This is a genomic window from Pseudorhodoferax soli (assembly GCF_003337555.1).
Lineage (GTDB): Bacteria > Pseudomonadota > Gammaproteobacteria > Burkholderiales > Burkholderiaceae_C > Pseudorhodoferax > Pseudorhodoferax soli.
Window position 1 is genome coordinate 221636 of record NZ_QPJK01000002.1, and the last position, 25749, is coordinate 247384.

At 67.1% G+C, this 25749-nt stretch carries 26 protein-coding genes; 15 read left to right on the top strand and 11 right to left on the bottom strand.

Annotated elements, in window-relative coordinates; translation table 11 throughout:
* Nucleotides 1-35 precede the first annotated feature (35 nt).
* Nucleotides 36-914 (top strand): acetyl-CoA carboxylase, carboxyltransferase subunit beta, encoded by an 879-nt coding sequence (gene accD, locus DES41_RS07715; RefSeq protein WP_114467064.1) that lies wholly within the window; start codon nucleotides 36-38, stop codon nucleotides 912-914.
* Here the strand turns inward: accD and DES41_RS07720 are convergent, their stop codons facing one another.
* Nucleotides 915-1469 (bottom strand): YggT family protein, encoded by a 555-nt coding sequence (locus DES41_RS07720; protein WP_114467065.1) that lies wholly within the window; start codon nucleotides 1467-1469, stop codon nucleotides 915-917.
* Between the two features lie 8 nt (nucleotides 1470-1477).
* On the opposite strand from DES41_RS07720, the gene DES41_RS07725 reads away from it, so the two are divergent.
* From DES41_RS07725 to DES41_RS07790, 14 genes are all read left to right on the top strand, one after another.
* Nucleotides 1478-2146 carry an LON peptidase substrate-binding domain-containing protein gene (locus DES41_RS07725; RefSeq protein ID WP_114467066.1) on the top strand — a complete coding sequence of 223 codons (669 nt, stop codon included), beginning with the start codon at nucleotides 1478-1480 and terminating at the stop codon, nucleotides 2144-2146.
* Nucleotides 2146-4089, top strand: coding sequence for a polysaccharide biosynthesis protein (locus DES41_RS07730; RefSeq protein ID WP_114467067.1), 1944 nt, complete (start codon nucleotides 2146-2148; stop codon nucleotides 4087-4089). Before DES41_RS07725 ends, DES41_RS07730 begins: the two co-directional genes overlap by 1 nt.
* Before the next feature lie 68 nt (nucleotides 4090-4157).
* Nucleotides 4158-5549 carry a lipid II flippase MurJ gene (locus tag DES41_RS07735; RefSeq protein WP_170168124.1) on the top strand — a complete coding sequence of 464 codons (1392 nt, stop codon included), beginning with the start codon at nucleotides 4158-4160 and terminating at the stop codon, nucleotides 5547-5549.
* Nucleotides 5546-6232, top strand: coding sequence for a class I SAM-dependent methyltransferase (locus DES41_RS07740; protein ID WP_170168125.1), 687 nt, complete (start codon nucleotides 5546-5548; stop codon nucleotides 6230-6232). The genes DES41_RS07735 and DES41_RS07740 overlap by 4 nt, the downstream gene beginning before the upstream one ends.
* The gene (locus tag DES41_RS07745) at nucleotides 6229-6978 is read left to right on the top strand and encodes a DUF2334 domain-containing protein (RefSeq protein ID WP_114467070.1); all 750 of its coding nucleotides are present in this window, start codon (nucleotides 6229-6231) and stop codon (nucleotides 6976-6978) included. Before DES41_RS07740 ends, DES41_RS07745 begins: the two co-directional genes overlap by 4 nt.
* The gene (locus DES41_RS07750) at nucleotides 6975-8105 is read left to right on the top strand and encodes a glycosyltransferase (RefSeq protein WP_114467071.1); all 1131 of its coding nucleotides are present in this window, start codon (nucleotides 6975-6977) and stop codon (nucleotides 8103-8105) included. The genes DES41_RS07745 and DES41_RS07750 overlap by 4 nt, the downstream gene beginning before the upstream one ends.
* The gene (locus DES41_RS07755) at nucleotides 8102-9085 is read left to right on the top strand and encodes an FkbM family methyltransferase (RefSeq protein ID WP_114467072.1); all 984 of its coding nucleotides are present in this window, start codon (nucleotides 8102-8104) and stop codon (nucleotides 9083-9085) included. Before DES41_RS07750 ends, DES41_RS07755 begins: the two co-directional genes overlap by 4 nt.
* A gap of 36 nt (nucleotides 9086-9121) precedes the next feature.
* Complete coding sequence (locus DES41_RS07760; RefSeq protein ID WP_170168126.1) at nucleotides 9122-9946, top strand: class I SAM-dependent methyltransferase; 825 nt, start codon at nucleotides 9122-9124, stop codon at nucleotides 9944-9946.
* Nucleotides 9947-9960: 14 nt separating this feature from the next.
* Nucleotides 9961-11094 (top strand): glycosyltransferase family 4 protein, encoded by a 1134-nt coding sequence (locus DES41_RS07765; protein ID WP_114467074.1) that lies wholly within the window; start codon nucleotides 9961-9963, stop codon nucleotides 11092-11094.
* Nucleotides 11091-12035, top strand: a complete 945-nt coding sequence (locus DES41_RS07770; RefSeq protein ID WP_114467075.1) for a UDP-glucose 4-epimerase family protein — start codon at nucleotides 11091-11093, stop codon at nucleotides 12033-12035. Before DES41_RS07765 ends, DES41_RS07770 begins: the two co-directional genes overlap by 4 nt.
* Nucleotides 12032-12592 carry a sugar transferase gene (locus tag DES41_RS07775; protein ID WP_114467076.1) on the top strand — a complete coding sequence of 187 codons (561 nt, stop codon included), beginning with the start codon at nucleotides 12032-12034 and terminating at the stop codon, nucleotides 12590-12592. Before DES41_RS07770 ends, DES41_RS07775 begins: the two co-directional genes overlap by 4 nt.
* Nucleotides 12593-12665: 73 nt before the next feature.
* Nucleotides 12666-14195, top strand: coding sequence for a lysine--tRNA ligase (lysS, locus tag DES41_RS07780; RefSeq protein ID WP_114467077.1), 1530 nt, complete (start codon nucleotides 12666-12668; stop codon nucleotides 14193-14195).
* A gap of 4 nt (nucleotides 14196-14199) precedes the next feature.
* Complete coding sequence (locus DES41_RS07785) at nucleotides 14200-14772, top strand: mechanosensitive ion channel family protein (protein ID WP_114467078.1); 573 nt, start codon at nucleotides 14200-14202, stop codon at nucleotides 14770-14772.
* A complete protein-coding gene (locus DES41_RS07790; RefSeq protein ID WP_245965616.1) occupies nucleotides 14769-16037 on the top strand; it encodes an Hsp70 family protein in 1269 nt (422 codons plus the stop codon). The genes DES41_RS07785 and DES41_RS07790 overlap by 4 nt, the downstream gene beginning before the upstream one ends.
* A gap of 4 nt (nucleotides 16038-16041) precedes the next feature.
* On the opposite strand, the gene nagZ is transcribed toward DES41_RS07790, so the two are convergent.
* The 10 genes from nagZ to DES41_RS07840 form a co-directional block, all read right to left on the bottom strand.
* Nucleotides 16042-17121, bottom strand: a complete 1080-nt coding sequence (gene nagZ, locus DES41_RS07795) for a beta-N-acetylhexosaminidase (RefSeq protein ID WP_114467080.1) — start codon at nucleotides 17119-17121, stop codon at nucleotides 16042-16044.
* A gap of 2 nt (nucleotides 17122-17123) precedes the next feature.
* A complete protein-coding gene (gene acpS / locus DES41_RS07800; protein WP_114467081.1) occupies nucleotides 17124-17516 on the bottom strand; it encodes a holo-ACP synthase in 393 nt (130 codons plus the stop codon).
* Nucleotides 17513-18268: a pyridoxine 5'-phosphate synthase gene (locus DES41_RS07805; protein WP_114467082.1), complete on the bottom strand. Its 756-nt coding sequence runs from the start codon at nucleotides 18266-18268 to the stop codon at nucleotides 17513-17515. Before DES41_RS07805 ends, acpS begins: the two co-directional genes overlap by 4 nt.
* On the bottom strand, nucleotides 18265-19014 hold the full coding sequence (gene recO, locus DES41_RS07810) for a DNA repair protein RecO (protein WP_114467083.1): 750 nt from the start codon (nucleotides 19012-19014) through the stop codon (nucleotides 18265-18267). Before recO ends, DES41_RS07805 begins: the two co-directional genes overlap by 4 nt.
* Before the next feature lie 4 nt (nucleotides 19015-19018).
* Nucleotides 19019-19972 (bottom strand): GTPase Era, encoded by a 954-nt coding sequence (gene era / locus DES41_RS07815; protein ID WP_114467084.1) that lies wholly within the window; start codon nucleotides 19970-19972, stop codon nucleotides 19019-19021.
* The gene (rnc, locus tag DES41_RS07820; RefSeq protein WP_114467085.1) at nucleotides 19969-20652 is read right to left on the bottom strand and encodes a ribonuclease III; all 684 of its coding nucleotides are present in this window, start codon (nucleotides 20650-20652) and stop codon (nucleotides 19969-19971) included. Before rnc ends, era begins: the two co-directional genes overlap by 4 nt.
* 9 nt (nucleotides 20653-20661) lie before the next feature.
* Nucleotides 20662-21030, bottom strand: a complete 369-nt coding sequence (locus DES41_RS07825; RefSeq protein WP_245965617.1) for a DUF4845 domain-containing protein — start codon at nucleotides 21028-21030, stop codon at nucleotides 20662-20664.
* A gap of 11 nt (nucleotides 21031-21041) precedes the next feature.
* Complete coding sequence (gene lepB, locus DES41_RS07830; protein WP_114467087.1) at nucleotides 21042-22010, bottom strand: signal peptidase I; 969 nt, start codon at nucleotides 22008-22010, stop codon at nucleotides 21042-21044.
* On the bottom strand, nucleotides 22010-23818 hold the full coding sequence (gene lepA, locus DES41_RS07835; protein WP_114467088.1) for a translation elongation factor 4: 1809 nt from the start codon (nucleotides 23816-23818) through the stop codon (nucleotides 22010-22012). Before lepA ends, lepB begins: the two co-directional genes overlap by 1 nt.
* Before the next feature lie 510 nt (nucleotides 23819-24328).
* Nucleotides 24329-25738 carry a DegQ family serine endoprotease gene (locus tag DES41_RS07840; protein ID WP_245965658.1) on the bottom strand — a complete coding sequence of 470 codons (1410 nt, stop codon included), beginning with the start codon at nucleotides 25736-25738 and terminating at the stop codon, nucleotides 24329-24331.
* Nucleotides 25739-25749 lie beyond the last annotated feature (11 nt).

Here is a 25749-nt window from a genome sequence, read left to right on the forward strand (position 1 = left end):
CTTCCCCCGTTCGCTCACCGGAGTAGCCAAATCTCATGTCCTGGCTCGAAAAACTGCTTCCCGCCAAGATCCAGCCCAGCGACCCGGCCGAGCGCCGCCAGGTCCCCGAGGGCCTGTGGATCAAGTGCCCCAGCTGCGAGACCGTGCTCTACAAGACGGATCTCGAGAAGAACCTGAACGTCTGCCCGACCTGCGGCCACCACCACCGCATCACGGCGCGTGCACGGCTGGACACCTTCCTGGATCCCGAAGGCCGCTACGAGATCGGCCACGAGGTCCTGCCCATGGACCCGCTCAAGTTCAAGGACAGCCGCAAGTACCCTGAGCGGCTCAAGGAAGCGCTGGACAACACCGAGGAAACCGATGCGCTGATCGTCATGGGCGGCGCACTCCATGGGCTGAACGTGGTGGTCGCCTGCTTCGAGTTCGAGTTCATGGGCGGCAGCATGGGCAGCGTGGTGGGCGAACGCTTCGTGCGCGGCGTGCACGCGGCCATCGACCAGAAGGTGCCCTTCATTTGCTTCACCGCCACCGGCGGTGCGCGCATGCAGGAGGGCCTGCTCTCGCTGATGCAGATGGCCAAGACCAATGCCTCGCTGACGCGCCTGGCCAAGAAGGGCCTGCCCTACATCAGCGTGCTGACCGACCCGACCATGGGCGGCGTGAGCGCCGGCTTCGCCTTCGTCGGCGACCTGGTCATCGCCGAACCCAAGGCGCTGATCGGCTTCGCCGGCCCGCGCGTGATCGAGTCCACCGTGCGCGTGACGCTGCCCGAGGGCTTCCAGCGCGCCGAATTCCTGCAGCAAAAGGGCGCGGTCGACCTGATCTGCAACCGCAAGGACCTGCGCCGCACCATCGCCAGCACGCTGGCCATGCTGCAGCGCCAGCCGGCCGACGCCGTCAGCGCCGGCTGATCAGAAGCTCATGCCGCCCAGCACGCCGCGCAAGGCGTGCTGCAGCACGATGGACGCCACCTGCAGCAACACCAGCAGGATCAGCGGCGTGAGATCCATGCCGCCCACCAGCGGCACCACGCGCCGCAACGGCCGCAGGGGCGGCGCCACCAAGCGGCCGATCACGTCGTACAGCGGCGACTGCGCCTGCACCCACGAGAGGATGGCGTAGACGATCAACAGGCCCGTGAGGCCGTAGATCACCAGGCCGATCACGCCGAAGATCGCCATCACCGGCACGACGACCAGTGCGCCGCCGGTCAGCAACCACAGCAGGAAGAATTGCGCCAGCTTGAGCAGCAAGGCTCCGGCCAGGCTGGCCATGTCCCAGCGCCCCACCGGGCGCAGCACCTTGCGCAGCGGCAGCACCAACCAGTCCGTCAGCGCGAACACCATGTTGCCGATCGGGTTGCCGAACGGGATGCGCTGGTGCTGCATGTACAGCCGCAGCAGGCAGGCGCTGCCCAGCAGGCCGGCGGCCACCTCGAGCAGAAAAGCGAAGATTTGATACAGCATGCGGCCCTATGAAAAGCGCATGGGATGATAGCGGCTGCAACAATCCCGCCGGTCCCTTGATTCCCTCGCCGCTGCCCCTGTTTCCGCTGTCCACCGTGTTGTTCCCAGGGGGCGTGTTGCCGCTGCGCATCTTCGAGGTGCGCTACCTCGACTTGATCGGCCAGTGCCAGCGTGAAGGCAAGCCCTTTGGCGTGGTCGCTTTGCACCAGGGCACCGAGGTGCGCCGGGCCGGCGCGCCTGCGGAGGAATTCCTGCAGGTCGGCACCCTGGCCCACCTGCGCGATGTCGAGCGGCCACAGCCTGGGCTCATCAACATCGTCTGCGACGCAGGCGCACGCTTTCGCATCGAGGGTGCGCGCCAGCTTCCGCACGGCCTGTGGATGGCCGATGTGCAGGCCATACCCGACGACGCAGCCGTGCCCGTGCCCGACGACCTGAGCGAGGTGGCCACGGCGCTTGAACAGCTGCTGGACAGCTGGCGCGCGCGCGCCATCCCCGAAGACCAGTGGCCGCTGCGCGCGCCCTGGCGCTGGGACGACTGCGGCTGGCTGGCCAACCGCTGGTGCGAACTGCTGCCGCTGCCACTGGCCGTGAAGCAGCAGCTCATGGAACTGGACAATCCGCTGGTGCGGCTGGAGCTGGTGGGTGATCTGCTGGCACGGCACGGCCAGGCCTGATGCCGGCAGCGCGCGCTTCTTCTTCCGTGCTCGGCTGGCCCCGCGCCGTCAAGCGCGTCGTGGTCGTGGTGACGGACGTGGCCCTGTCGCTTGCGGCGACCTGGCTGGCCTTCACGCTGCGCCTGGACACGCTGCACTGGCCCGCGCAAGACCAATGGGCCGTGTACACGGTGGCACCGCTGCTGTCTGTGCCGGTGTTCGTGCGCTTCGGCTTGTACCGCGCGATCTTCCGCTACACGGGCGTGGCCACGCTGGTCGCCACGGCCAAGGCCATCGCGCTGTACGCGCTGATGCTGCTGGCCGCGCTGGCCGTGATGCAGAACGCGGGCCTGTCGGTCGTGCCGCGCAGCCTGGGCATCCTGCAGCCGCTGATCTTTCTGCTGCTGGTGCTGGCCAGCCGCACGCTCGCGCGCGCCTGGCTGGACGCGCAGGCGCAGCACGGTCTGCGTGCCCCGCGCCGGCTCATGGTGTATGGCGCAGGCCAGGCCGGCGCGGAGGCCGCCGCCGCGCTGCTGAACGGCCGCCAGCCCTACCGCTTGCTCGGCTTCATCGACGACGACGCGGCCAAGGTCGGCCGCAGCATCCATGGCGTGCGCGTGTTCGCGCCACGCGAACTTCCCGCCTTGGTCGCGCGCCTGCGCGTGCAGGACATCCTGCTGGCCATCCCGAGCGCGGCCCGCGAACGCCGCAATGACATCCTCAAGGGCCTGCAGCCGCTGCCGGTGCACGTGCGCACGCTGCCCAGCCTGGCCGACTTGGCCAGCGGCCGCGTCAGCGTGCAGGACATCCACGAGCTGGACATCGAGGACCTGCTGGGCCGCGAACCCGTGCCGCCGCGGCCCGAACTGCTGGCGCGCAACCTGGCCGGCCGCACGGTGCTGGTCACCGGGGCGGGCGGCAGCATCGGCAGTGAACTGTGCCGCCAGATCCTGCGCGAAAGGCCGACGCGGCTGGTGCTGCTGGACCACAGCGAGTTCGCGCTCTACACCATCCACGAGGAACTGCAAGGCCTGGGAACGCGCCTGGGCAGCGAAGTGGACCTGGTGGCCGTATTGGGCAGTGTCGTGCACTACGCCCGCCTGACCGCGCTGTTCCAGCGCTGGCAGCCCACCACGGTCTACCATGCCGCGGCCTACAAGCACGTGCCACTGGTCGAGGACAACGCGGCCGAGGGCGTCATGAACAACGTGCTCGGCACGCTGAACCTCGCGCGCGCCGCCATGGCCGGAGGCGCCGAGCACTTCGTCCTGATCTCCACCGACAAAGCCGTGCGGCCGACGAACGTGATGGGGGGCAGCAAACGCGTTGCCGAGCTGATCCTGCAGGCGCTGGCGGCGACGCCGGTCGCCGTGTTCGACACGCCGCGCGACGCGCCCCCGGCTGAGCTGCGCAACCGCACGCGCTTTTCGATGGTGCGCTTCGGCAACGTGCTGGGCTCCAGTGGCAGCGTGGTGCCGCTGTTCCGCCGGCAGCTCGCGGCTGGTGGGCCGTTGACGGTCACGCATGCGGAGGTCACGCGCTACTTCATGACCATCACCGAGGCCGCGCAACTGGTGTTGCAAGCCAGCGCCATGGCCCAAGGCGGCGAGGTGTTCGTGCTGGACATGGGGCAGCCCGTGAAGATCATGGACCTTGCGCGGCGCATGGTGGACCTGTCGGGGCTGCGCGTGCGCGACGAAGTGCATCCGTACGGCGACATCGCCATCACGGTCACGGGCTTGCGTCCGGGCGAAAAGCTCTACGAGGAACTGCTGATCGGCGACAACCCGGAGCCGACAGAGCATCCGCGGATTCTCCGGGCGCGGGAGGAGCACATGGACTGGGACGTGCTGAGCACGCACCTGCAGGCCTTGACGGATGCGGCGCGGCATGGCGAGACCACTTCCATGCTGGAGCAGCTGCGACAGCTCGTCCCCGGATATCGGGGCGGCGAACGGGCCTGAGAACATGCCGGCTAAGCGCACCGCCAATGCATTGCACAGAGGCAGCCCGGATGGCGCGTTGCGGGCCGATGGCTGAGCCGGCAGCAGACGACAACGGGGTACAGACCGCAGCGCCTGGCCTCCTGTCCAGGGCCGAAGCACACCGCAGCATCGTGCATGGCGTGGTCTGGGTTTCGGCGTTGGCGCTGCTGGGCAAGCTTGCCAGCGCGGCCAAGGAAATGGCCGTTGCCTGGCGCCACGGGACCAGCGCCGCCGTGGATGCCTACCTCTTCACCTACAACCTCATCGCCTGGCCGATCGCGGTGTGGTTCGGCGTTCTTCTGGCGGTTCTGGTTCCCCTGCTTTCGCGGCTGCAGATCGACCGCAGCGCCGAGGCCCGCAGCCAGGCGCGCCTGTTTCGCGCCGAGCTGCTCGGCACGTCCATGCTGCTGGCAGGCGCATTGGGCCTGGCCACCTGGGCGGCACTTCAACTGATCCTCGGCGCAGGCTGGACCGGGCTGCCTGCGGGCACCGCGCACCTTGCGCGCGATGCCAGTGCGCCGATGGCTGCGCTTGTTCCACTCGGCATGCTGGTCTGCCTGCTGTCGTCCTGGATGCTGGCGCAAGGGCGGCACAGCAACACGCTCATGGAAAGCCTGCCCGCCATCGTGATCATGGCTAGCGTGCTGCTGTGGCCGTCACGCGCCATCGGTCCGCTGGTCTGGGGCACCGTCGCAGGCTTTGGGCTGCAACTGGCTTGTCTCACCCTGGCGCTGCGACGGCAGAACGGCATCGTGCCGCCGCGCCTGGGCCTCCGCGCTTCACACTGGCCAGCGTTCTGGCGAGGCTTCGGGCCGATGCTGTTCAGCCAGTCGCTGCTGGTCACCGCCGTCCTGGTCGACCAATTCTCGGCGATCCACTTGCCCGTCGGCTCCGTCGCCACGCTGAGCTACGCCAACCGCATCCTGGCGCTGCTGATCGCCGTCGGCGTCACAGCCGTCTCACGTGCGACCCTGCCCGTGTTCTCCAGTGCGCATGCACTCGAGCCGCTCGTGGTGAAGCAGCTCGCAGAACGCTGGGCATGGATGATGTTCGGCGCCGGACTGCTCGTCATCGCGGGCGGCTGGCTGCTGGGCGGACTGGTGGTCCGCCTGCTCTTCGAGAACGGCGCCTTCGGCCCGTCCGATACGGCGTCGGTCACCCGCGTTCTGCAGCATGGCCTGCTGCAGCTTCCCTTCTACTTCTCTGGCATCGTGATGATGTCGTGGCTGTCGGCGCTGGGCCGCTACCGGGGCATCCTGGTCGTGTCCGCCGGTGCGCTTGCGCTGAAAATCGCTGCCAACTTCTGGCTCGCCCCCCGTGTCGGCCTGGTCGGCATCCAATGGTCCACAGCAGCGATGCATGCATTTTTCCTCCTCGGCCTGCAGGTGGTCATGCTCTGGCCATCCGCCGGGTGGCGCCAACGGAGAACGCCCCCATGATCAACCGGATCATTGCCGCGTTCCAGCGTCCGGAAGACGGCTGGGACCCCATCCGCCCGCAGTACGCGGCGGCCTATGCGCGCGAGCACGGGGAGGAGGCAGACGAAACGTTGGTCGATGCGCTGGAGGCGTGGATCGGCGGCTTCGCTGGAAAGCATGTCCTCGACCTGGGGAGCGGGCCTGGGCAGTACGCCGTCGCGTTCGCCCGGCGCGGTGCCCTCGTCACCTGCCACGACATCTCCCGCAGCTACCTCCAGATCGCCCGGGAGAAGGCGCAGGCATCCTGCGTGGCGGACCGGATGCGGTTCTCCATCGGCTACATGGACGACGCCCTGTGCCTGGCGCCGGGTCCGTGGGATCTTGTGTTCAACCGCGTCTGCTGGTACTACGCCTTCGACGACCGCTCTTTCGCGGAGTTGATCTATCGCCTCATCGCGCCCGGAGGGTATGGCTACATCGACACGCACAATGCCAGCTTCCGACGGGAAGACCTGAGCCTGTCATCGGCCGTGCGCACGTGGATGAACAGCCACTTGGGGCTGAAGATCGGACATCCCCATCCCCCACGTGGGCGCATCGAGCAATTGCTCAAGCGCCATCCCTTCAAGCGGCTCGACGCCGACTACAGCAGCCCCGGCAACGACCGGATCAGGCTGGAAAAACCCGAAGGCGCAAGCACATGAGTGCCGAGTATCTGGTGCGGTTCGACGACATCTGTCCCACCATGAACTGGGAGCACTGGGCACGCATCGAGGCCATCCTGGCGCGCCACCGTGTCAGGCCGATCCTCGCCGTAACACCCGACAACCACGACCCGCAACTCATTGCCGGACCGGCGCGGCCCGACTTCTGGGATTACATCCGCGAGCGCCAGCGCTGCGGCTGGAGCATTGCGTTGCATGGCTGCCACCACAAGTACGAGACCACCGACGCAGGCTTGCTGGCGCTCAACCCATTCAGCGAATTCGCCGGGCTGCCGCGCGCAGCGCAGCAGGCCAAGCTCGCCTCTGCATGCCGCATCTTCGAAGCACAACGCGTACGCATCGACGCCTGGATCGCACCGGCCCACAGCTTCGACGCGACGACAGTCGAGTTGCTGCTCCAACTGGGCATCCGCACCATCAGCGATGGCTTGTTCACGCGGCCCGTTCGATGGCTGGGTGCGACCTGGGTACCCCAACAACTGTGGCGGTTTCACGCCATGCCAGCAGGCCTGTGGACGGTCTGCTTCCACAGCAACGGATTCACAGAGGGGGGATTCGACGCGTTCGCACGGAGCATCGAACGGCATGCACCGCGCATCACGGCACTCGATGCCGTGCTTGCGCGCACGCAGGCCGCGCCACTGCACTGGACCGACCGAGGGTTCGCGCAGCTGTGGCTTTGGATGTTGCGGCTGCGCCGCCGGCTTCGCCCCGCACGCGCATGATCGTGGCCATCGTCATCACAGGGCTTTCGGTCGGCGGCGCCGAAGTCATGTTGCTCCAGCTACTGGAACGACTGGACCGCGCGCGCTTCCAGCCCCACGTTTTTTCGCTGACCACGGTCGGAGAAATCGGGCCCCGCATCGCCGCGCTCGGCATTCCCGTGGAAGCGCTCGGCTTGCGCACCGGCGCGCCCAATCCATTGCGACTGTGGCATCTGGCCCGCCGCCTGCGTGCCATCCGGGCCGATGTCGTCCACACCTGGCTGTACCACGCCGACCTGCTGGGTTCGGTTGCTGCGCGTTGGGCAGGCATCCGCGCCGTTGCCTGGGGCATCCACCACAGCAACCTGGACCCTTCGCTGAACAAGCGTTCGACGCTCGCCGTCGCCCGGCTGTGTGCGCGGCTGTCCACGCGCTGGCCGCGGCGCATTGCGCTGTGCTCCGAGGCGGCCATGCGCAGCCACATCGCCTTCGGCTATGACGCAGGCAAGATGGAAGTCATCCCCAATGGGTTCGACCTTGCGCGCTTCCAGCCCGACCCGCAGGCCGGCGTGCGTCTCCGTGCGGAACTCGGCTTGCCCGATGACACGCCGCTCATCGGCCTCGTTGGCCGGCTCGATCCGCAGAAGAACCACGGCGGATTCCTGGTTGCCATGGGCATGCTGCACCGCCGCTTGCCACTGGCCCGGTTCGTACTGGCGGGGCGCGGCGTGGACCCGCAGGCCGATGGCATCACTGCGCTCGCAGCGCGATCAGGCATCCTGGACGCATGCCATCTGCTGGGCTACCGCGCCGACATGCCGAACATCATGGCCGCACTCGATGTGCTGGTCTCTTCGTCGCACGGCGAAGCGTTCGGCAACGTCATCGGCGAGGCCATGGCCTGCGGTGTTCCCTGCGTCGTTACCGATGTCGGTGTTTCCGCGCACATCGTCGGTGACACGGGGTTGGTCGTTCCCGCGGGAGATCCAGCCGCCCTGGCGAACGCTGTGCAAACCCTGATCGAGCAGCCTGCGACGGAGAAGGCACACCGTGCACAGGCGGCGCGCGCGCGGATCGCTGTGCTGTTCGAGATCGGCGTTGTCGTGCGCCGCTATGAACGCTTCTACGAAGACGTGGCCAGAGCATGAGAGCACCCGGCAAGGCCCTGCTTCTGCTGGTGAACCTGAACCGCTCGCTCTGGCTGTTGCGGCTGGGTCGACGCCTCCATGCCGCATTCGGTGGACGATGGGGGCAGCTTCAGGACCCGGCCATTCTGCGCAAGCACATTCCCGGCTGGTGGCGTCCCGATCCGTCTCGCACCGTCTCGATGACGATCGTCGAGGGGACGCGCATGGTCCTGGAACTCGACGACCACGTCCAGTTCCGGACTTTCATGGACGGCTACTTCGATCTTGTTCCGATCGCGCTTGCCAGGCAGCTGTGCCAGGGCGGTCTCGTCTACCTGGATGTCGGAGCCAACGTCGGGACCACGAGCATTCCCGTCGCGAACCGTGGCGTTGCGACCATTGCGATCGAGGCGTCCACGCACATCCTCGCAAAGTTGTACCGAAACCTGGCACTCAATCCTGGCGCCACGATGCAGGTCTTCGGCTACGCCGTGGGAGAACACGACGGGGAGCAGGTGTCGCTCTTTCGCCCGTTGGACGGCAACCTGGGCGCGACATCGACACTGGCGGCTTGGGGTGGAGGCCATGCTGTCGCGGTCGAGAAAACGACGTCCTACCGCGTCGACACGGTGCTGGAGTTCCTCGGCGCAGGAAAGGTTGGCTTGATGAAGCTGGACATCGAAGGCGCGGAAGCGGCCGCTCTGGCTGGCAGCCAACGCCTGATCGCAGAGCAGATGCCGGCAGTCCTGTTCGAGTGGAGACCCGACATTGCCGCACACGCAGCAGGTGCGATCAGGCCTGCACACGCCATGCTGCCGACGCACTACCTGCTGTTCGGGGTCCGGCTGGCTGCGGCGCAGGGAGCATCGGGCAACAATCTGCAGCTGTCGCCATTCGACGCAAGGCAGAGCTACGAGAACATGCTGGCCGTGACGCCGCGCAACCTGCTTCACCACGGCTTGCTTGCCGCTGCTGGTGCGCGCATCGAATCCTGGGGCTGACGCATGGTCCCCTGGTATCTCAAGATTCCCATGAAGATGGTGCTGGCGCGCTTGCCGGTGCCCAGGTCGCTGTTCAACCGCCTGGGCGTCTTTCGGCACGGGGGCATGCGCAGGCCGGACTACGCCCTCGAGATCGTCCAGCGGCACACGGCCTTTGCACATGTCGACCTGGCCCGCAAGCATGTCCTGGAACTTGGGCCTGGCGACTCCGTCGGCAACGGCATCGTCGCCTATGCGCTGGGCGCGCGGAGCACCTGCCTGGTCGACGCGGGCGACTGGGCAACGCGCGACCTCGACGTCTACAGGGCATTCGTCCGCTGGCTCGACACAGCACTCCCCGACCCCACGCGGCTGCGCGAGGCCGGCACCGACTGGGCGGATTTCGATGGCCTGCTGAGGGCCTTCAACATGCGTTACCTGACCAGCGGCCTCGCTGCGCTGCGCGGCTTGCCATCGCAGTCGATCGACTACTGCTTCTCAGAAGCCGTTCTCGAGCACATCCGCGTGCACGAGTTCGATCTGTCGATGGTGGAGCTGCAGCGCGTGCTGCGCCCAGGGGGAATTGCCAGCCACACCATCGACTACAAGGACCATCTACAGGCCAGCCTGAACAACATGCGCTTCTCGCGAGAACGATGGGAAAGTCCGCTGTTCTCGGCATCCGGGTTCTACACGAACCGGCTGCGCCACAGCGACGTGATGGCTTCGTTCCAGCGCGCCGGCTTGCAGACCGTACGCGAGGAGCGCATGCACTGGGCCGCCCTGCCGATGAAGCGTTCCTGCGTCCACGCCCAGCTGCGCGGCTACACCGACGCTGACCTGCGGGTCCATGAAGCCTTCGTGGTGCTCCGCGTACCATGAGCGGCGAACCTGCCATGCCCAGGAAGCTGCTGTTCGTCGTCAACGTCGACTGGTTCTTCGTCTCTCACCGGCTTGCGATCGCCACTGCGGCCATTGCTGCCGGCTACGAGGTCCACCTTGCGGCCACCTTCACCGACAAGCGTGATGAGATCGAGGCACACGGCATCATCGCGCACCCGTTGGCCATCCGGCGCGGCGGCGCGAACCCGTGGTCGGAGTTGCAGAACCTGATGCGCGTGTTCGGTTTGGTGCGGTCGTTGTCTCCGGATGTTCTCCATCTCGTGACCATCAAGCCCATCATCATGGGCGGCCTGTCGGCGCGGCTGCTCGCGACCCGCGCCGTCGTCATGAGTGTTTCGGGCCTGGGCTTCGTGTTTTCGTCGAATGCGCGGTTCGCGGCAGCGGTACGGCCACTGGTTCTTTGGCTCTACCGCGCCTGCTTCAACCGGGAGAAGCTTCGGGTCATCTTCCAGAACCGCACGGACCAGGACACCATCTGCGCCGCTACCGGTCTGCCAATCCGCAAATGCGTGCTGATCCGTGGATCGGGGGTCGACCTGGACCGCTTCGCCCCCGCACCGCGGGCGGCGTCAAAGCCGATCGTCGTCCTCGCCGCACGGCTGCTGAAAGACAAGGGCATCGCGGAGTTCGTGGAAGCGGCAAAGGCATTGCGCAGCAGGGGCGTCGAGGCCCGCATGTGCCTGGTGGGCGAGCCCGACCCAGAGAGCCGGGCAAGCATCGAACCGGCCCAACTGGGAAGCTGGCGCGCAGAGGGGGCCGTCGAGCTATGGGGGCATCGGCAGGACATGCCCGCCGTACTGCAGCAGGCGAGCATCGCGGTGCTTCCCTCGTACTATGGCGAGGGCGTTCCCAAGGTGTTGCTCGAAGCGGCGGCGTGCGGGTGCGCAGTCGTCACGACCGACATGCCCGGCTGCCGCGATGCCATCACGCCTGGCAAAACGGGCCTGGTGGTAGCTCCGCGCGACGCTGAGGGTCTGGCCAACGCCATCGAGCGCTTGTTGGCAGAACCCGCGCTGTGCAACAGCATGGGGCGCGCCGGTCGAACCCTGGCGCAGGCCGAGTTCGGCATCGGGTCGGTCGTGGCAACGCATTTGCAGATCTACGCCGAGCTGCTGGGGCCGCCATGAACGTGCTTGTGACCGGCGCGAGCGGCTTCATCGGTTCGGCCCTGGCACGCCATGCGGCGCTGACGGCTGCGGGTCTGACATGGCGTCTGGCCTTGCGTGCCGGCTTCGCCGAGCGGGCACAGTTCGTCGAGAGCCCCGATCTGTCCGGCGCAGCGGATTGGCGGGAGGCCGTGCGTGGTTGCCATGCCGTCGTCCACGCCGCGGCGCGCGTGCATGTCGTGCGCGACCGGAACAGTGACCCGCTGGCGCTGTACCGTGCCGCCAACACCGAGGGGACCCTGCAGCTCGCTCGCCAGGCGGCGCAGGAGGGCGTCGGACGCTTCATCTTCCTCAGTTCAGTGAAGGTGCATGGCGAAGCCAGCACACCAGGACGCGCGTTCACCGAACAGGTGGCGCCAATGCCGGCAGACCCCTATGGGACCAGCAAGCACGAAGCCGAACTCGGCCTGGCCACCATCGCACGGCAAACCGGCATGGACATCGTCATCATCCGGCCGCCCCTGGTGTACGGTCCAGGCGCAAAGGCCAACTTCGCCGCGCTGGTCCACGCTGTCGAGCACGGCTGGCCACTGCCGCTGCGCGCCATCCAGAACCGGCGCAGCCTGGTGGCGCTGGACAACCTCATCGACTTCATCCTGGTCTGCCTGCGCCATCCGGGCGCGGCCAATCAAACTTTTTTGGTCAGCGACGGCGAAGACCTGTCCACGCCCTGCCTGTTGCGCCGATTGGGCGCCGCGATGGGCCGGCCGGCCCGTCTGTGGCCCATGCCGCCCGCCCTGCTGTGCGCTGGCGCGGCCATGCTCGGCCGCCGCGCCGCCGCTGAGCGCCTATGCGGCACGCTGCAGGTCGACATCACCAAGGCCCGCACGCTGTTGGGCTGGTCGCCGCCAGTCACCGTGGACGAGGGCCTTCGCCGCGCCATCCAGGGATTGCCGCCATGAAGCGCCTGTTCGACCTGCTGTTTGCCCTGGCCCTGCTGCCCCTGCTCGCCCTCCCCCTGCTCTCCCTCGCCCTCGCCGTCCGCCTCACCTCCCCCGGCCCCGCCCTCTACTGGTCCGACCGCGTCGGCCGCCACAACCGCATCTTTCGCATGCCCAAGTTCCGCAGCATGCGCACCGACACGCCCGCCGTGGCCACGCACCTGCTCGAACGCCCCGAGCAATATCTCACGCCCATTGGCAGCTTCCTGCGCCAAAGCAGCCTGGACGAGTTGCCCCAGCTCTGGAGCATCCTCAAGGGCGATATGAGCTTCGTCGGCCCGCGCCCGGCCCTGTTCAACCAGCACGACCTCATCGCGCTGCGCACCCAACGCGGCGTCGATGCGCTGGCACCCGGCCTCACGGGCTGGGCCCAGGTCAACGGGCGCGACGAACTGCCGATCCCTGTCAAGGCCGACTTCGACCACTGGTACCTGCAGCACCGCAGCCTGCGCGTGGACCTGCTGATCCTGTGGCGCACCGCGCGCAAGGTTCTGGCCCGCGACGGGGTCACGCATTGATGCGCCCATTGAGCTTCTAAAATGGCGGGTTCGCCGCAGGCAGCCCGCCAGCGCGCCTTCCGTTCTTTCATCCATGTCCGACCCCACCAGCACGCCCACCGCCACCGACGACAACCAGCTCATCGCCGAGCGGCGCGAGAAACTCAAGGCCCTGCGCGCGCTGCAGGCTGAGGGCGGCGGCGTGGCATTCCCCAACGACTTCAAGCCGCAGGACAAGGCCGCCGCGCTGCAGGCCGCGCACGAAGGCGTGGCCAACGACCAGTTGGAGCCTCAGGCCGTGCGCGCCGTGGTGGCCGGCCGCATGATGCTCAAGCGCGTGATGGGCAAGGCCTGCTTCGCCACGCTGCAGGACGCCACCGGCCGCATCCAGCTCTACATCACGCAGGACCTCGTGGGTCCCGAGGTCTTGGCGGCCTTCAAGCACTGGGACCTGGGCGACATCGTCGGCTGCGAGGGCACGCTGTTCCGCACCAAGACCGGCGAACTCTCGGTCAAGGCCACCAGCGTGCGCCTGCTCACCAAGTCGCTGCGCCCGTTGCCGGACAAGTTCCACGGCATGCAGGACCAGGAGCAGAAATACCGCCAGCGCTACGTCGACCTGATCACCGACGCGGACGCGCGTGCGCGCTTCACGGCGCGCAGCCAGGCCGTCTCGGCGATCCGCGGCTTCATGGTCGAGAACGGCTTCCTGGAGGTGGAGACACCCATGCTCCACCCGATTCCGGGCGGTGCCAACGCCAAGCCCTTCGCCACGCACCACAACGCGCTGGACCAGGAGATGTTCCTGCGCATCGCGCCCGAGCTGTACCTGAAGCGCCTGGTCGTCGGCGGCTTCGACCGGGTGTTCGAGATCAACCGCAATTTCCGCAACGAAGGCATCTCGGTCCGGCACAACCCGGAGTTCACGATGATGGAGTTCTACGCGGCCTACTGGAACTACCGCGACCTGATGGACTTCACCGAGGCGCTGGTCCGCCATGCCGCGCAGACCGCCTGCGGCACGCTGGCCCTGACCTACGGCGGCAAGCCGGTGGACCTGGCCCAGCCCTTCGCCCGCCTGACCATCCGCGAGGCCATCGTGGCCCACACCGACGCTGGCGACAACGTCGACAGTGCCGAGTGGCTCATCGCCGCGCTGCGCAAGCTCGGCATGACCGAGGAGAAGGACCGCCTGTCCAAGCGCAGCCTGGCCAGCCTGCAGGTGCTGTACTTCGAAGAAACGGTGGAAGAAAAGCTCTGGCAGCCCACCTTCATCATGGAACACCCGACCGAGATCTCGCCACTGGCGCGCGCCAACGATGCACGGCCCGAAGTGACCGAGCGCTTCGAGCTGTACATCACCGGCCGCGAGTTCGGCAACGGCTTCTCCGAGCTCAACGACGCCGAAGAACAGGCGGCGCGCTTCCAGGCCCAGGTGGCCGCCAAGGACAGCGGCGACGACGAGGCCATGTACTTCGACCACGACTTCGTGCGTGCGCTCGAATACGGCATGCCACCCACGGGCGGCTGCGGCATCGGCATCGACCGGCTCATGATGTTGCTGACGGATTCGCCCAGCATCCGCGACGTGATCCTGTTCCCGGCCCTGCGCCGAGAGGGCTGAGCTCTTGGGGCTGCGCGACTACCTGCCCCTGTGGGCGCACGAGTGGATCGACGTCATCGTGCCGGGGCTGCAGATCGTCGGCATCCTGGTCGTGGCCTGGCTGCTGCAGTACCTGCTGCGCCGGATCGTGTCACGTGTCGGCCAGCGCTACCAGCTGCCGACGGACCTGGTGGCACCGGTGCGCAACATGCTGCGCTACCTGATCTACGGCGCCGCCTTCCTGCTTGTGATGGAACGGTTGGGCGTCTCGGCCACGGTGCTGTGGACCGGCTTCACGGGCTTCGTGACCGTGGCAGCCGTGGCCTTCTTCGCGGCCTGGAGCGTGCTGTCCAACCTGTTCTGCGCGGTGCTGATCTTCAGCACGCGGCCGTTCCGGCTCGGTGACGTGGTCGAGCTGATCGACTCGGGCGACAAGCCCGGCATCAAGGGGCGCGTGATCGACATCCAGCTGGTCTACACCACGCTGGAAGACGTGACGGCCGAGCACGCTGGCGCGCTGCTGCAAGTGCCCAACGCGCTGTTCTTCCAGAAGTCGCTGCGCCGCTGGCGCACCGATCCGGGCACGTTGTCGCTGTGAAGACCTCCGCGCCGGCACTCGGCATCGATTTCGGCACCTCCAACTCGGCCGTTGCCTGGGTGGGCGCCGACGGCTTGGCGCAGGCCCTGGCCGTGGAGGGCGCCGCGACGACCCTGCCCACGGCGGTCTTCTACAACACCGAGGAAGGCCAGCGCCACTTCGGCCGCGACGCCATGGAGCAGTACCTGGCGGGGCTGGAGGGCCGCCTCATGCGCTCGCTCAAGAGCGTGCTGGGCAGCGCCCTGATGCAGGAGACCACGGCCATCGGCGACCAACTGGTGCGCTTTCAGGATGTGGTGGCGCTGTTCCTCTCGGAACTGGCTGCGCGTGCCGAACACCGGCTGGGCAGCCGCCCGCGCCGCGTGGTGCTGGGCCGGCCCGTGCACTTCGTCGACGACGACGACAAGCGCGACCGCCAGGCCGAAGACAGCCTGCGCGCGGCCGCGCAGAGCGCCGGCTTCGACGAAGTCGCATTCCAGTTCGAGCCCATCGCAGCGGCGCTGGACTATGAGCGCCGCATCGCGGGCGAGTCGCTGGTGCTGGTGGCCGACATCGGCGGCGGCACCTCGGACTTCACGGTCGTGCGGCTCGCGCCGGGCCGTGCCGGTGCGACGGACCGCAGCGGCGATGTGCTGGCCACCCGCGGCGTGCACATCGGCGGCACCGACTTCGACCAACGCCTCAACCTCGCGCGCGTGATGCCTGCGCTGGGCTTCGGCCACCATGGCCCCAGCGGCCGCGAGGTACCGAGCGCGATGTTCTTCGAGCTCTCGTCGTGGCATTTGATCCACTGGGTATCGGGCCCGCGCGCGGTGCGCGAGGCGCGTGCGCTGCGCGTGAACTACAGCGACCTGCGCCTGCACGACCGGCTGCTGCACGTGGTCGGCGAAGGCCAGGGCCACCGCATCGCGGAGACGGTGGAGCGGGCCAAGATCGCGGTTTCGCTGCGCGAGGCCGAGACGGCGATGGCACTGGATTGCATCGAGCCGGGGCTGGCCATCGCGCTGACACCCGCGCAGCTGGCCGATGAACTCGGCGCACTGCTGGCGCGCGTGGTCGCATGCGCCCAAGACTGCGTGCGCGCGGCTGGCATCGCGCCGAGCGAGCTGCACGCTGTCTACCTGACGGGCGGCTCGTCCGCGCTGCGGCCCTTCCAGGCGGCGCTGCAAGCCGGCTTCGCGGGCGTGCCGCTGGTCGAAGGCGATCTGTTCGGCGGCGTCGCGGCCGGCCTGGCCTACCAGGCGCGCACGCTGTACGGCGCCTGAAACCTCAGGGCAGTTTCCAGAGCGCCTGCATGTAGGCCGGTTGCGTCATGAGCGCGTCCCAGTCCGTGGCCGGCGAGCGCGGCAGCAGGGCCAGGCGGCGCTGCTCCGATGCCTCGGACGGTTGCCAGCGGCCCTCGATCTGCGCCTGGGCCAGGCCGTCGATGAGCTTGTCCAGCACCGCGCCCTCCCCCAATGACTGGTTGCACAGCAGCGCCAGGTCGCAGCCCGCCTGCAGCGCGGCCAATGCAGCCTCGGTATAGGACAGGGTGCGGCCGTCCAGCTGGCGTGCGCCGGCCATGCTGAGGTCGTCGCTGAACACCGCACCATCGAAGCCCAGTTGGCCACGCAGGATGTCCTGCAGCCAGCGTGGCGAGAAGCCAGCCGGCCGCGCATCGACCTTGGTGTAGACCACGTGCGCAGGCATCACGGCGGTCAGCACGCCATCGAGCCAGCGGTAGGGCTGGGCATCGTCGGCCAGGATGGCCTTGAGGCTGCGGCGGTCGACCGGAGTGTCGGTGTGCGAATCGGCGCGCACGAAGCCGTGCCCGGGGAAATGCTTGCCGCAGTGGGCCATGCCGGCCTGCAGCAGGCCCTGGGCGACGCAACGGGCCAGCATGGCGACCACGCGCGGGTCGCGTGCAAAGGCACGGTCGCCGATCACGCCGCTGCCACCATGGTCCAGGTCGAGCACGGGCGTGAAGCTGAAGTCCACGCCGCAGGCACGCAGTTCGGCGCCCAGCACGTAGCCGCAGGCCGTCGCGGCCGCCATGGCGGCCATCGCACCCTCGCCGGACCGCTTCTCCTCGGCCTTGAGCCAAAGATCGCCCAGCGCGCGCATGGGCGGCAGATGGGTGAAGCCATCGGTCTTGAAGCGCTGCACGCGGCCACCTTCGTGGTCCACGCAGATGAGCAGGTCGGGCCGCAGCGCATGGATCTCGGCGCACAGGGCCGTGAGCTGGGCGCGGTCCTGCCAGTTGCGGCTGAACAGGATCATGCCGCCCACCAGTGGATGGCTCAGGCGGCGCCGGTCGTCGTCGGTCAGCAGGGTGCCAGCGATGTCGAGAATCAGGGGAGCGTGTTGCATCTTCAGTTTTTTTCCACGACCACGAAGCTTGCCGCGTAGTCGGTCTCGTCGGTCAACGTGACGTGTGCCGTGAAGCCCTGGGCCTCGAACCAGGTCTTGAGCGCGCCGTGCAGCACGATGACGGGCTGGCCGCTCGGCAGGTTGGCGATCTCGCAGGTGCGCCAGGTCATGGGCATGCGCATGCCCAGGCCGATGGCCTTGCTGAAGGCCTCCTTGGCCGAAAAGCGCGTGGCCAGGTAGCGCAGCCCGCGATCGGGCCAGCGCTCGCCGCGGCGGCGGTAGACGGCGAGTTCTGCTTCGCTGAGCACCTTCTCGGCGAAGCGCTCACCATGGCGTTCCACGCTCTCGCGGATGCGCCGCACGTCGCAGATGTCGGTGCCCAGGCCGTGGATCATGCAGCTTCGATGCAGGCCAGGTAGGCGCGCACGGTTTCGCTGTAGCCCAGCTCCAGCGCGTCGGCGACGAGCGCATGGCCGATGGACACCTCCTGCACGGCCGGGCAGGCCGCGAGGAAGGGCGTGAGGTTGTCGCGGTTGAGGTCGTGGCCGGCGTTCACACCCAGGCCTGCTGCGGCGGCCGCCCGCGCAGACTGCGCGAAGGCTTGCAGCACCTCGGCCTGTCGCGGGCTGCCGAAGGCCGCGGCATAGGGCTCGGTGTAGAGCTCCACGCGGTCGGCACCCACGGCCCGGGCAGCGGCCATGGCCCCCGGCTCCGGGTCCATGAACAGGCTGACGCGCACGCCCAGGGATCGGGCCTCGGCGATCAGCGGACGCAGGCGCTCGCCGTCCTTGGCGAGATCCCAGCCATGGTCGCTCGTGAACTGGTCTTCGCCATCCGGCACGAAGGTGCATTGCGCAGGCCGCACGGCGCGCACGAACTCCATGAGGTTCTGGAAGGGGTTGCCCTCGATGTTGTACTCACGGTCGGGCCAGGCCTGCATCAGCGCGGCCAGTTGGTGCACGTCGTCCGTGCGGATGTGGCGCGCATCGGGCCGCGGGTGCACCGTGATGCCTTGCGCGCCGGCCTTCAGGCACAGCTCGGCCGCGCGCAGCACGCTCGGGATGCCCAGGTGCCGCGTGTTGCGCACCAGTGCGACCTTGTTGACGTTGACGGACAGCGCGCAGCGCTGCGGGGAAGGGGTGGTCATAGGGCTTGCAGGTCCATCATCAGCTGCCGGGTGTGCAGCGGGGCGCCGCCGCAATGGTAGTGCAGCAGCGTGCGCAGCTGGGGCTTGAGGGCTGGCGCAAGGTGGGCACCTGCATGCAGCGTGGCCATGAAGGGCGCGGCATCCTGCAGCGCATCGTGCAGCGCGGTCCATTGCGCGCCGGAGAGGCCTGCGCGGTCGTCGCCATGGCGCTCGCGCAGGCCGCCCTCGGGCACCAGCGTGTACTGCGTTGCCGCGTGCAGCGGCGCCAGCGTGGCGGTCTGCAAGTCCAGCGCGGGCAGCACGCCGGTCTCGCGCAGCAGCAGGAGTTCGAAGGCACGCAGCACGGGCTGCAGCGCCTCGCCATGCTCGGACGCCAGCAGCGCCACAGCCTGGCCGTAGGCATCGAACAACTCGGGGTGTGCGTCCTCGCGTGCGAGCAGGCGCTGCAGCAACTCGTTGAGGTAGTAGCCGGCCAGCAGTGCGTCGCCGGTCGGCATGACATGGCCGCCGCCCCACTCCGCGCCCTTGAGGGTGCGGATCTCGCCATCGCCGCCGAAGGCCAGGCGCAGGGCCTGCAGAGGCAGCAGCACGGGGCGGAAGCTGGAACTGGGCCGCTTGGCGCCCTTGGCCACCAGGGCCACACGGCCATGGCGGCGCGTGAACACGTCGAGGATCAGGCTGGACTCGCTCCAGTCGTAGCGGTGCAGCACATAGGCCGGCTCGTCGAGGACGCGTCGGACGGCCACATGCTCACTCGTAACCGAACGAGCGCACGCGCGCTTCGTCGTCGGCCCAGCCCGAGCGCACCTTGACCCAGAGCTCGATGAAGACCTTGGCGTCCATCAGCTTCTCGAGTTCGACGCGTGTCTCGGTGCCGATGCGTTTGATGCGCTCGCCCTTGTCGCCGATCACCATGGCCTTGTGGCCATCGCGCTCGACCACGATGGTGGCGGCGATACGTACCAGGCGCTTGTTGGGCCCGCGGCCAGCCTCTTCGCTGTACTGGTCGATGATGACGGTAGAGGTGTAGGGCAACTCGTCGCCGGTCAGACGGAACAGCTTCTCGCGCACGGTCTCGGTGACGAGGAACTTCTCGCTGCGGTCGGTCAGCTCGTCCTCGGCGTAGAACCAGGCTTGCTCGGGCAGGTACTTCTCGCAGATGCCGAACAGGCGCTCGATGTCCTTGGCGTTCTTGGCCGACATGGGCACGAACTCGGCGAACGCGTGGCGCTCCTGCATGGACTTGAGCCAGGGCGCGATCTCTGCACGCCGGTGCACGTTGTCCAGCTTGTTGGCCAGCAGCACCACCGGTGTGCCTTCCTTGAGCAGGGAGAGCACCTTGGCGTCGGCCAGCGTGAAGCTGCCGGCCTCGACCACGAACAGCACCAGATCCACGTCGCCAACGGCGCCCAGCACGGTCTTGTTCAGCGAGCGGTTCAGGGCGTTGTCGTGCCGGGTTTGGAAGCCAGGCGTGTCGACGAAGACGAACTGCGTCGCGCCGCGTGTGCGCATGCCCGTGATGCGGTGGCGCGTGGTCTGCGCCTTGCGCGAGGTGATGCTGATCTTCTGGCCGACCAGCGCATTGAGCAGCGTGGACTTGCCCACGTTGGGCTTGCCGACGATGGCGATCAGGCCGCAACGCTGGCCATCGGCGCCTGGCGCCGGCGGGATCTCGGGCATGGCAGGGGTAGCTTCTTCGCTCATGGCTTGCTCGCTTTCAGTTTGGCCAGCATGGCGGTTGCGGCGGCCTGTTCGCCGGCGCGGCGGGAGCCGCCGATGCCACGTTCGCGCAGGCCCATCTCCTCGATGGCGCACTCCACGTCGAACGTCTGGCTGTGGGCAGCGCCCAGGGTGCCGACCACGGTGTAGGCCGGCAGCTTCATCTTGCGGCCTTGCAGCCACTCCTGCAAGGCCGTTTTCGGATCCTTGCCGATCGCCTGCATCTGCGGGTTGATGGCGATCTTGGCGAACAGGCGCTGCACCAGGGCCTCGCCCGCGGCGAAGCCGCCGTCCAGGTAGGTGGCGCCGATGATGGCCTCCAGTGCGTCGGCCAGGATGGAGGGCCGCTTGTAACCGCCCGAGCGCGCCTCGCCCTCGCCCAGGCGCAACATGGCCGGCAGGTCCAGGCCCAGCGCGATGCCGTGCAGGGTGTCCTGCTTGACCAGATTGGCGCGCACGCGTGAGAGATCGCCCTCGGGCAGTTCGGCCAGGCGCTGGTACAGGAGGGTGGAGACGGACAGGTTCAGCACCGAATCGCCCAGGAACTCCAGGCGCTCGTTGTGGTCGGCCGAAAAACTGCGGTGGGTGACGGCACGCAGCAGCAGGCGCTCATCGGAAAAGCGGTAATGCAGGCGCTGCTGCAGCGCCGCGAGGTCAGGATTCACGCGGGGACACTAGCGGGACCGGCCCTGGTACTTGAGCAACAGGTAGGCCGGACCGAACAGCGCGACCTCCTTGTTGTAGGCGAAGGCCACGACGACCTTGTCGCCTTCCTTGCTGATGTTGAGGTCCGTACCCTTGATGGACGAGATGTCGTCCACGGCTGCGGAACGGTCGAACAGCGAACGCACCTCGGCCACAGTGGTGCCCGCGGCGGCACGATCGGCCGCCTTGCGGATGGCCTGGTACTCCACCACGGTCGGCACGACCTTGGCGCCGACGACGAAACAGAACACCACGATGGCGCCGACGATGATCACGCCGAAGAAGCTCAAGCCGGTCTGCCGGCCGCCCACACGCCGATGCTGCGAAAGAGTCCGCACTGTCTGCCTCCTCAATTGAAGGCGCCGATGCGCCCGAAACTGCCGAAGTTCATCCAGATGAAGAAGGCCTTGCCGACGATGTTGGCGTCCGGCACGAAGCCCCAATAGCGCGAGTCCAGCGAGTTGTCGCGGTTGTCGCCCATCATGAAGTAATTGCCCTCGGGCACTTTGCAGACAACGCCCTCGACGCTGTAGCGGCACTGGTCCTTGCCGGCGAAGTTCTCCACGCCGGGGATGAAGGCGGGGCGGTCGTCATCGATCAGCAGGCGGTGCGGCTTTTCGCCGAGCTTTTCCTCGTACTGCTTGAAGTACCGCATCGCGTCCTGGTCGAAGAACTCGGGCACGGAACTGGTGGGCACCGGTTGGCCGTTCACGGTCAGGCGCTTGTTCAGATAGGCCACCTCGTCGCCCGGCACGCCGACCACCCGCTTGATGTAGTCCAGGCTGGGCTTGGGCGGGTAGCGGAAGACCACCACATCGCCCCGCTGCAGCGGATTGCCATCGGTGATCTTCTTGTTGATGACCGGCAGGCGCACGCCGTAGTGGAATTTGTTGACCAGGATCAGGTCGCCCACGAGCAGCGTCGGGATCATCGAGCCCGAGGGAATCTTGAACGGCTCGAACAGAAAGGAGCGCAGCAGGAACACCACCAGGATCACCGGGAACAGGCCGGCGGTCCAGTCCAGCCACCAGGGCTGCATCAGCAGACGGCTCTTGGCCTCGGCCAAGTCCACGTGGTCGACCTGGGTGATGCCCTTGCTGGCCAGGTCCTGCTTGCGTTGCGCAGTCTGTTGCTCGAGCAAGGCCACGGCCTTGCGCCGGCGCGGCAGGAACACGAAGCGCTCGGCCAGCCAGTACAGGCCGGTCACGAAGGTCGCGAGGAACAGCAGCAGTGCGAAATTGCCTTCGAGGCGCCCGAGGTACCAGGCCCCCGCATAGGCCACGAAGCCAGCGAGGATGGCGGCGGTGATGACCGGCATCAGTCTTCCACCTGCAAAATGGCCAGGAAGGCCTCCTGAGGAACTTCCACCGAGCCAATCTGCTTCATGCGTTTCTTGCCAGCCTTTTGTTTTTCAAGGAGCTTGCGCTTGCGGGAAATATCGCCGCCGTAGCACTTGGCCAGGACGTTCTTGCGCAAAGCTTTGATTGTCTCACGCGCGATGATGTTGGCCCCGATGGCGGCCTGGATCGCAACGTCGTACATCTGCCGCGAAATGATCTCTCGCATCTTCGCCACGACCGCGCGGCCGCGGTACTGCGACTGGCTGCGGTGCACGATGATCGACAAGGCATCGACCTTCTCGCCGTTGAGCAGGATGTCGACCTTGACCACGTCGGACGCGCGGTACTCCTTGAACTCGTAGTCCATGGACGCATAGCCGCGGCTCACCGACTTCAGCTTGTCGAAGAAGTCCAGCACGATCTCGCCCAGTGGCATCTCGTAGGTCAACACAACCTGGCGGCCCTTGTAGGCCATGTTGATCTGCACGCCGCGCTTCTGGTTGGCCAGGGTCATGACCACGCCCACGTACTCCTGCGGCATGTACAGGTGCACGGTGACAATGGGCTCGCGGATCTCCGCCGTTTTGCCGATGTCGGGCATCTTGGACGGGTTCTCGACCATGATCACTTCGCCGTCGTTCTTCATGACCTGGTAGACCACGCTGGGCGCGGTGGTGATCAGGTCCTGGTCGAACTCGCGCTCGAGCCGCTCCTGCACGATCTCCATGTGCAGCAGGCCGAGGAAGCCGCAACGAAAGCCGAAGCCCAGCGCCTGGCTGACTTCGGGCTCGTAGTGCAGCGAGGCATCGTTGAGCTTGAGCTTCTCGAGTGCGTCGCGCAGGGAGTCGTACTCGCTGGCTTCTGTCGGGTAGAGACCGGCGAAGACCTGCGGCTGAATTTCCTTGAAGCCCGGCAGCGGCTCTTCGGCCGGACCCAGGTTGTTGGGCAGCTTCTTCTCGAGCGTGACGGTGTCGCCGACCTTGGCGGCCTGCAGTTCCTTGATGCCCGCGATGATGTAGCCGACCTCGCCCGCCTCGAGCGCCGGACGCGGCTCGTTGGCGGGCGTGAAGACGCCCAGGCTGTCGGCGTTGTAGATGGCACCCGAGGCCATCATCTTGAAACGCTCGCCCTTGCCAAGGCGGCCGTCGACCACGCGGACCAGCATGACCACGCCGACATACGAGTCGAACCAGCTGTCGATGATCATCGCGCGCAGCGGCGCATCTGGGTTGCCCTTGGGCGCGGGCACGTGCGCGACCACGGCCTCGAGGATCTCGTCGATTCCCACGCCGGTCTTGGCCGAACAGGCAATCGCATCGGTGGCGTCGAGGCCGATCACGTCCTCGATCTCGGAGCGCGCGTTGTCGAGATCGGCGTTCGGCAGGTCGATCTTGTTGAGCACCGGCAGCACCTCCACACCGAGGTCCAGCGCGGTGTAGCAATTGGCCACGGTCTGTGCTTCGACGCCTTGCGATGCATCCACCACAAGCAGCGCGCCTTCGCATGCAGACAGCGAGCGGCTCACCTCGTAAGAGAAGTCCACGTGGCCCGGCGTGTCGATCAGATTGAGGTTGTAGACCTTGCCATCGCGCGCCGTGTACTTCAGCGCTGCGGTCTGTGCCTTGATAGTTATCCCACGCTCTTTTTCGATGTCCATCGAATCGAGCACCTGGGCTTCCATCTCACGCTCCGCGAGGCCGCCACAGCGTTGAATCAAGCGGTCTGCGAGCGTCGATTTGCCGTGGTCGATGTGCGCGATGATCGAAAAATTTCTGATGTGCTGCATCAACGGGAAGCTTTAAGTAATTGAATTTAGAGGGCGCACAAAAAGAAAAAGGGCGCGTCGATCAACGACGCGCCCAGAACCAACAATCTTTGGCAACTGCGATAGTTGGAACTTCATTGTAGGCAAAAAGCCCAGACTGCATAGCCGAGGGAACTGGTCCAAGGGGTCGTTGCAGGGTCACAACAAGCATTTTATCTACAGCTTATCCACAGGAATGCTGGATAGGTCTCTGGACAACTTGTGGGCGCCCTGTGGATCGTATGGCCGTTGCCTGTTGGCATCCCGCATCGTGGATTGACGGACGCTTCGATATGCCGAGTACGCCGACATCCAGCGCCTGATTCTATCCAAACCGCTTGATGAGGCCGGAAAGCTGGCGGGCGCTAACTTCCCATGGACAAGTTAATGCTGTGAAAAAAAACAGCCGAGAGTCGCATCGGCACCACCATCGGCAGCCCCAAACCCTGCAAACCTGAGCAGAGGCTGGGGCCTTTATCCGCCGCGATCCGTTCAGCGCTGTGCGCGAATCAGCGCGTACTGGGCCCAGTCGCCGCGCCGGAACAGCACGTTCACAGGCTTGCTGCGGTCGACCTTGGCGATGACGGCCTCGAAATCCTTGACGCCCGTGATCTCCGTGTTGGCGATCGCGACGATCACATCGCCCTCGCGCAGGCCAGCCTGCGCCGCCCCCTCGGTGGCGGCATCGACCTTCACGCCGCCCTTGATGCGCATCTCCTTCTTCTGCGCATCGGGCACCTCGCTGACCACCAGGCCGAGGGCCTGGCCGGCAGCGGAACCGCGCGGACGCTCTTCCTTGGCCTGAGCCTTGGCAACCGGTGTCTCGGCTTCGATCTCGGCCACGAGGATGCTGAGCTCCTTGGTCGCGCCACGGCGGAACACGGTGATGGCGCTCTTGGTGCCCGGCTTGGTGTTGCCGACCTGGCGCGGCAACTCGCCGAAGCGCTCGATCACACGGCCTTCGAAGCGCGTGATGATGTCGCCCGCTTCGATGCCGGCCTTCTCCGCTGGCGAGCCAGGCTCCACGCTGCGCACCAGCGCGCCCTGCGGCTTGCCCAGGCCGATGGATTCGGCAACGTCCTTGGTGACCTGCTCGATTTGCACGCCGATCTTGCCGCGCGACACGCGGCCAGTTGCACGCAGCTGCTCGCTCACGCGCGTGGCCTCGTCTATCGGGATCGCGAACGAGATGCCCATGAAACCGCCCGACCGCGAGTAAATCTGGCTGTTGATGCCCACCACCTCGCCGCGCATGTTGATCAGCGGCCCGCCGGAGTTGCCGGGATTGATCGCCACATCGGTCTGGATGAAAGGCAGGTAGTCACCCGTGTCGCGCTGCTTGGCACTGACGATGCCGGCAGTCACCGAGTTCTCCAAGCCGAACGGCGAGCCGATGGCCATGACCCACTCGCCCACCCGCAGGCGGTTGACGTCGCCCAGCTTGACGGCCGGCAGGCCGGTGGCCTCGATCTTCACGACGGCCACATCGGTGCGCTTGTCCGAGCCGATCAGCTTGGCCTTGAACTCGCGCTTGTCGGTCAGCGTGACCAACACCTCGTCGGCGCCGTCGACCACGTGGTGGTTGGTCATGATCAGGCCGTCGGCGCTGAGGATGAAGCCCGAGCCCACGCCGCGCGGCTGCGATTCGCCATCGGGCTGCTGCGGGCGCGGGCCCTGGCGCGGAATGTTGGGCAGCGGGATGCCGAAGCGGCGGAAGAACTCCAGCATCTCTTCGTCCGTGCCACCGGGGCCCGGGCGCGCGGCCGCGCGCTCGACCGTCCGGATGTTCACCACCGACGGACCGACTTGGTCGACCAGGTCCGTGAAGTCGGGCAGCCCGCGCACCTGCTGCGCCAGGACCGGCGTGTGCGGCGCAAGCGCCAGGGTTGCTGTGAGCGCCATGGCCCAGGCCA

Excerpts from the sequence above, each read along its gene's own strand:
- era (WP_114467084.1), bottom strand. The coding sequence starts at position 19,972 with ATGAGCGAAGAAGCTACCCCTGCCATGCCCGAGATCCCGCCGGCGCCA.
- DES41_RS07770 (WP_114467075.1), top strand. The coding sequence starts at position 11,091 with ATGAACGTGCTTGTGACCGGCGCGAGCGGCTTCATCGGTTCGGCCCTG.
- DES41_RS07840 (WP_245965658.1), bottom strand. The coding sequence starts at position 25,738 with ATGGCGCTCACAGCAACCCTGGCGCTTGCGCCGCACACGCCGGTCCTG.
- DES41_RS07755 (WP_114467072.1), top strand. The coding sequence starts at position 8,102 with ATGAGAGCACCCGGCAAGGCCCTGCTTCTGCTGGTGAACCTGAACCGC.
- DES41_RS07750 (WP_114467071.1), top strand. The coding sequence starts at position 6,975 with ATGATCGTGGCCATCGTCATCACAGGGCTTTCGGTCGGCGGCGCCGAA.
- nagZ (WP_114467080.1), bottom strand. The coding sequence starts at position 17,121 with ATGCAACACGCTCCCCTGATTCTCGACATCGCTGGCACCCTGCTGACC.
- lepA (WP_114467088.1), bottom strand. The coding sequence starts at position 23,818 with ATGCAGCACATCAGAAATTTTTCGATCATCGCGCACATCGACCACGGC.
- DES41_RS07720 (WP_114467065.1), bottom strand. The coding sequence starts at position 1,469 with ATGCTGTATCAAATCTTCGCTTTTCTGCTCGAGGTGGCCGCCGGCCTG.
- DES41_RS07735 (WP_170168124.1), top strand. The coding sequence starts at position 4,158 with ATGGCTGAGCCGGCAGCAGACGACAACGGGGTACAGACCGCAGCGCCT.
- DES41_RS07740 (WP_170168125.1), top strand. The coding sequence starts at position 5,546 with ATGATCAACCGGATCATTGCCGCGTTCCAGCGTCCGGAAGACGGCTGG.
- lysS (WP_114467077.1), top strand. The coding sequence starts at position 12,666 with ATGTCCGACCCCACCAGCACGCCCACCGCCACCGACGACAACCAGCTC.
- lepB (WP_114467087.1), bottom strand. The coding sequence starts at position 22,010 with ATGCCGGTCATCACCGCCGCCATCCTCGCTGGCTTCGTGGCCTATGCG.
- DES41_RS07725 (WP_114467066.1), top strand. The coding sequence starts at position 1,478 with ATGAAAAGCGCATGGGATGATAGCGGCTGCAACAATCCCGCCGGTCCC.
- acpS (WP_114467081.1), bottom strand. The coding sequence starts at position 17,516 with ATGATCCACGGCCTGGGCACCGACATCTGCGACGTGCGGCGCATCCGC.
- DES41_RS07805 (WP_114467082.1), bottom strand. The coding sequence starts at position 18,268 with ATGACCACCCCTTCCCCGCAGCGCTGCGCGCTGTCCGTCAACGTCAAC.
- DES41_RS07760 (WP_170168126.1), top strand. The coding sequence starts at position 9,122 with ATGGTGCTGGCGCGCTTGCCGGTGCCCAGGTCGCTGTTCAACCGCCTG.
- DES41_RS07775 (WP_114467076.1), top strand. The coding sequence starts at position 12,032 with ATGAAGCGCCTGTTCGACCTGCTGTTTGCCCTGGCCCTGCTGCCCCTG.
- accD (WP_114467064.1), top strand. The coding sequence starts at position 36 with ATGTCCTGGCTCGAAAAACTGCTTCCCGCCAAGATCCAGCCCAGCGAC.
- DES41_RS07730 (WP_114467067.1), top strand. The coding sequence starts at position 2,146 with ATGCCGGCAGCGCGCGCTTCTTCTTCCGTGCTCGGCTGGCCCCGCGCC.
- DES41_RS07765 (WP_114467074.1), top strand. The coding sequence starts at position 9,961 with ATGCCCAGGAAGCTGCTGTTCGTCGTCAACGTCGACTGGTTCTTCGTC.
- DES41_RS07745 (WP_114467070.1), top strand. The coding sequence starts at position 6,229 with ATGAGTGCCGAGTATCTGGTGCGGTTCGACGACATCTGTCCCACCATG.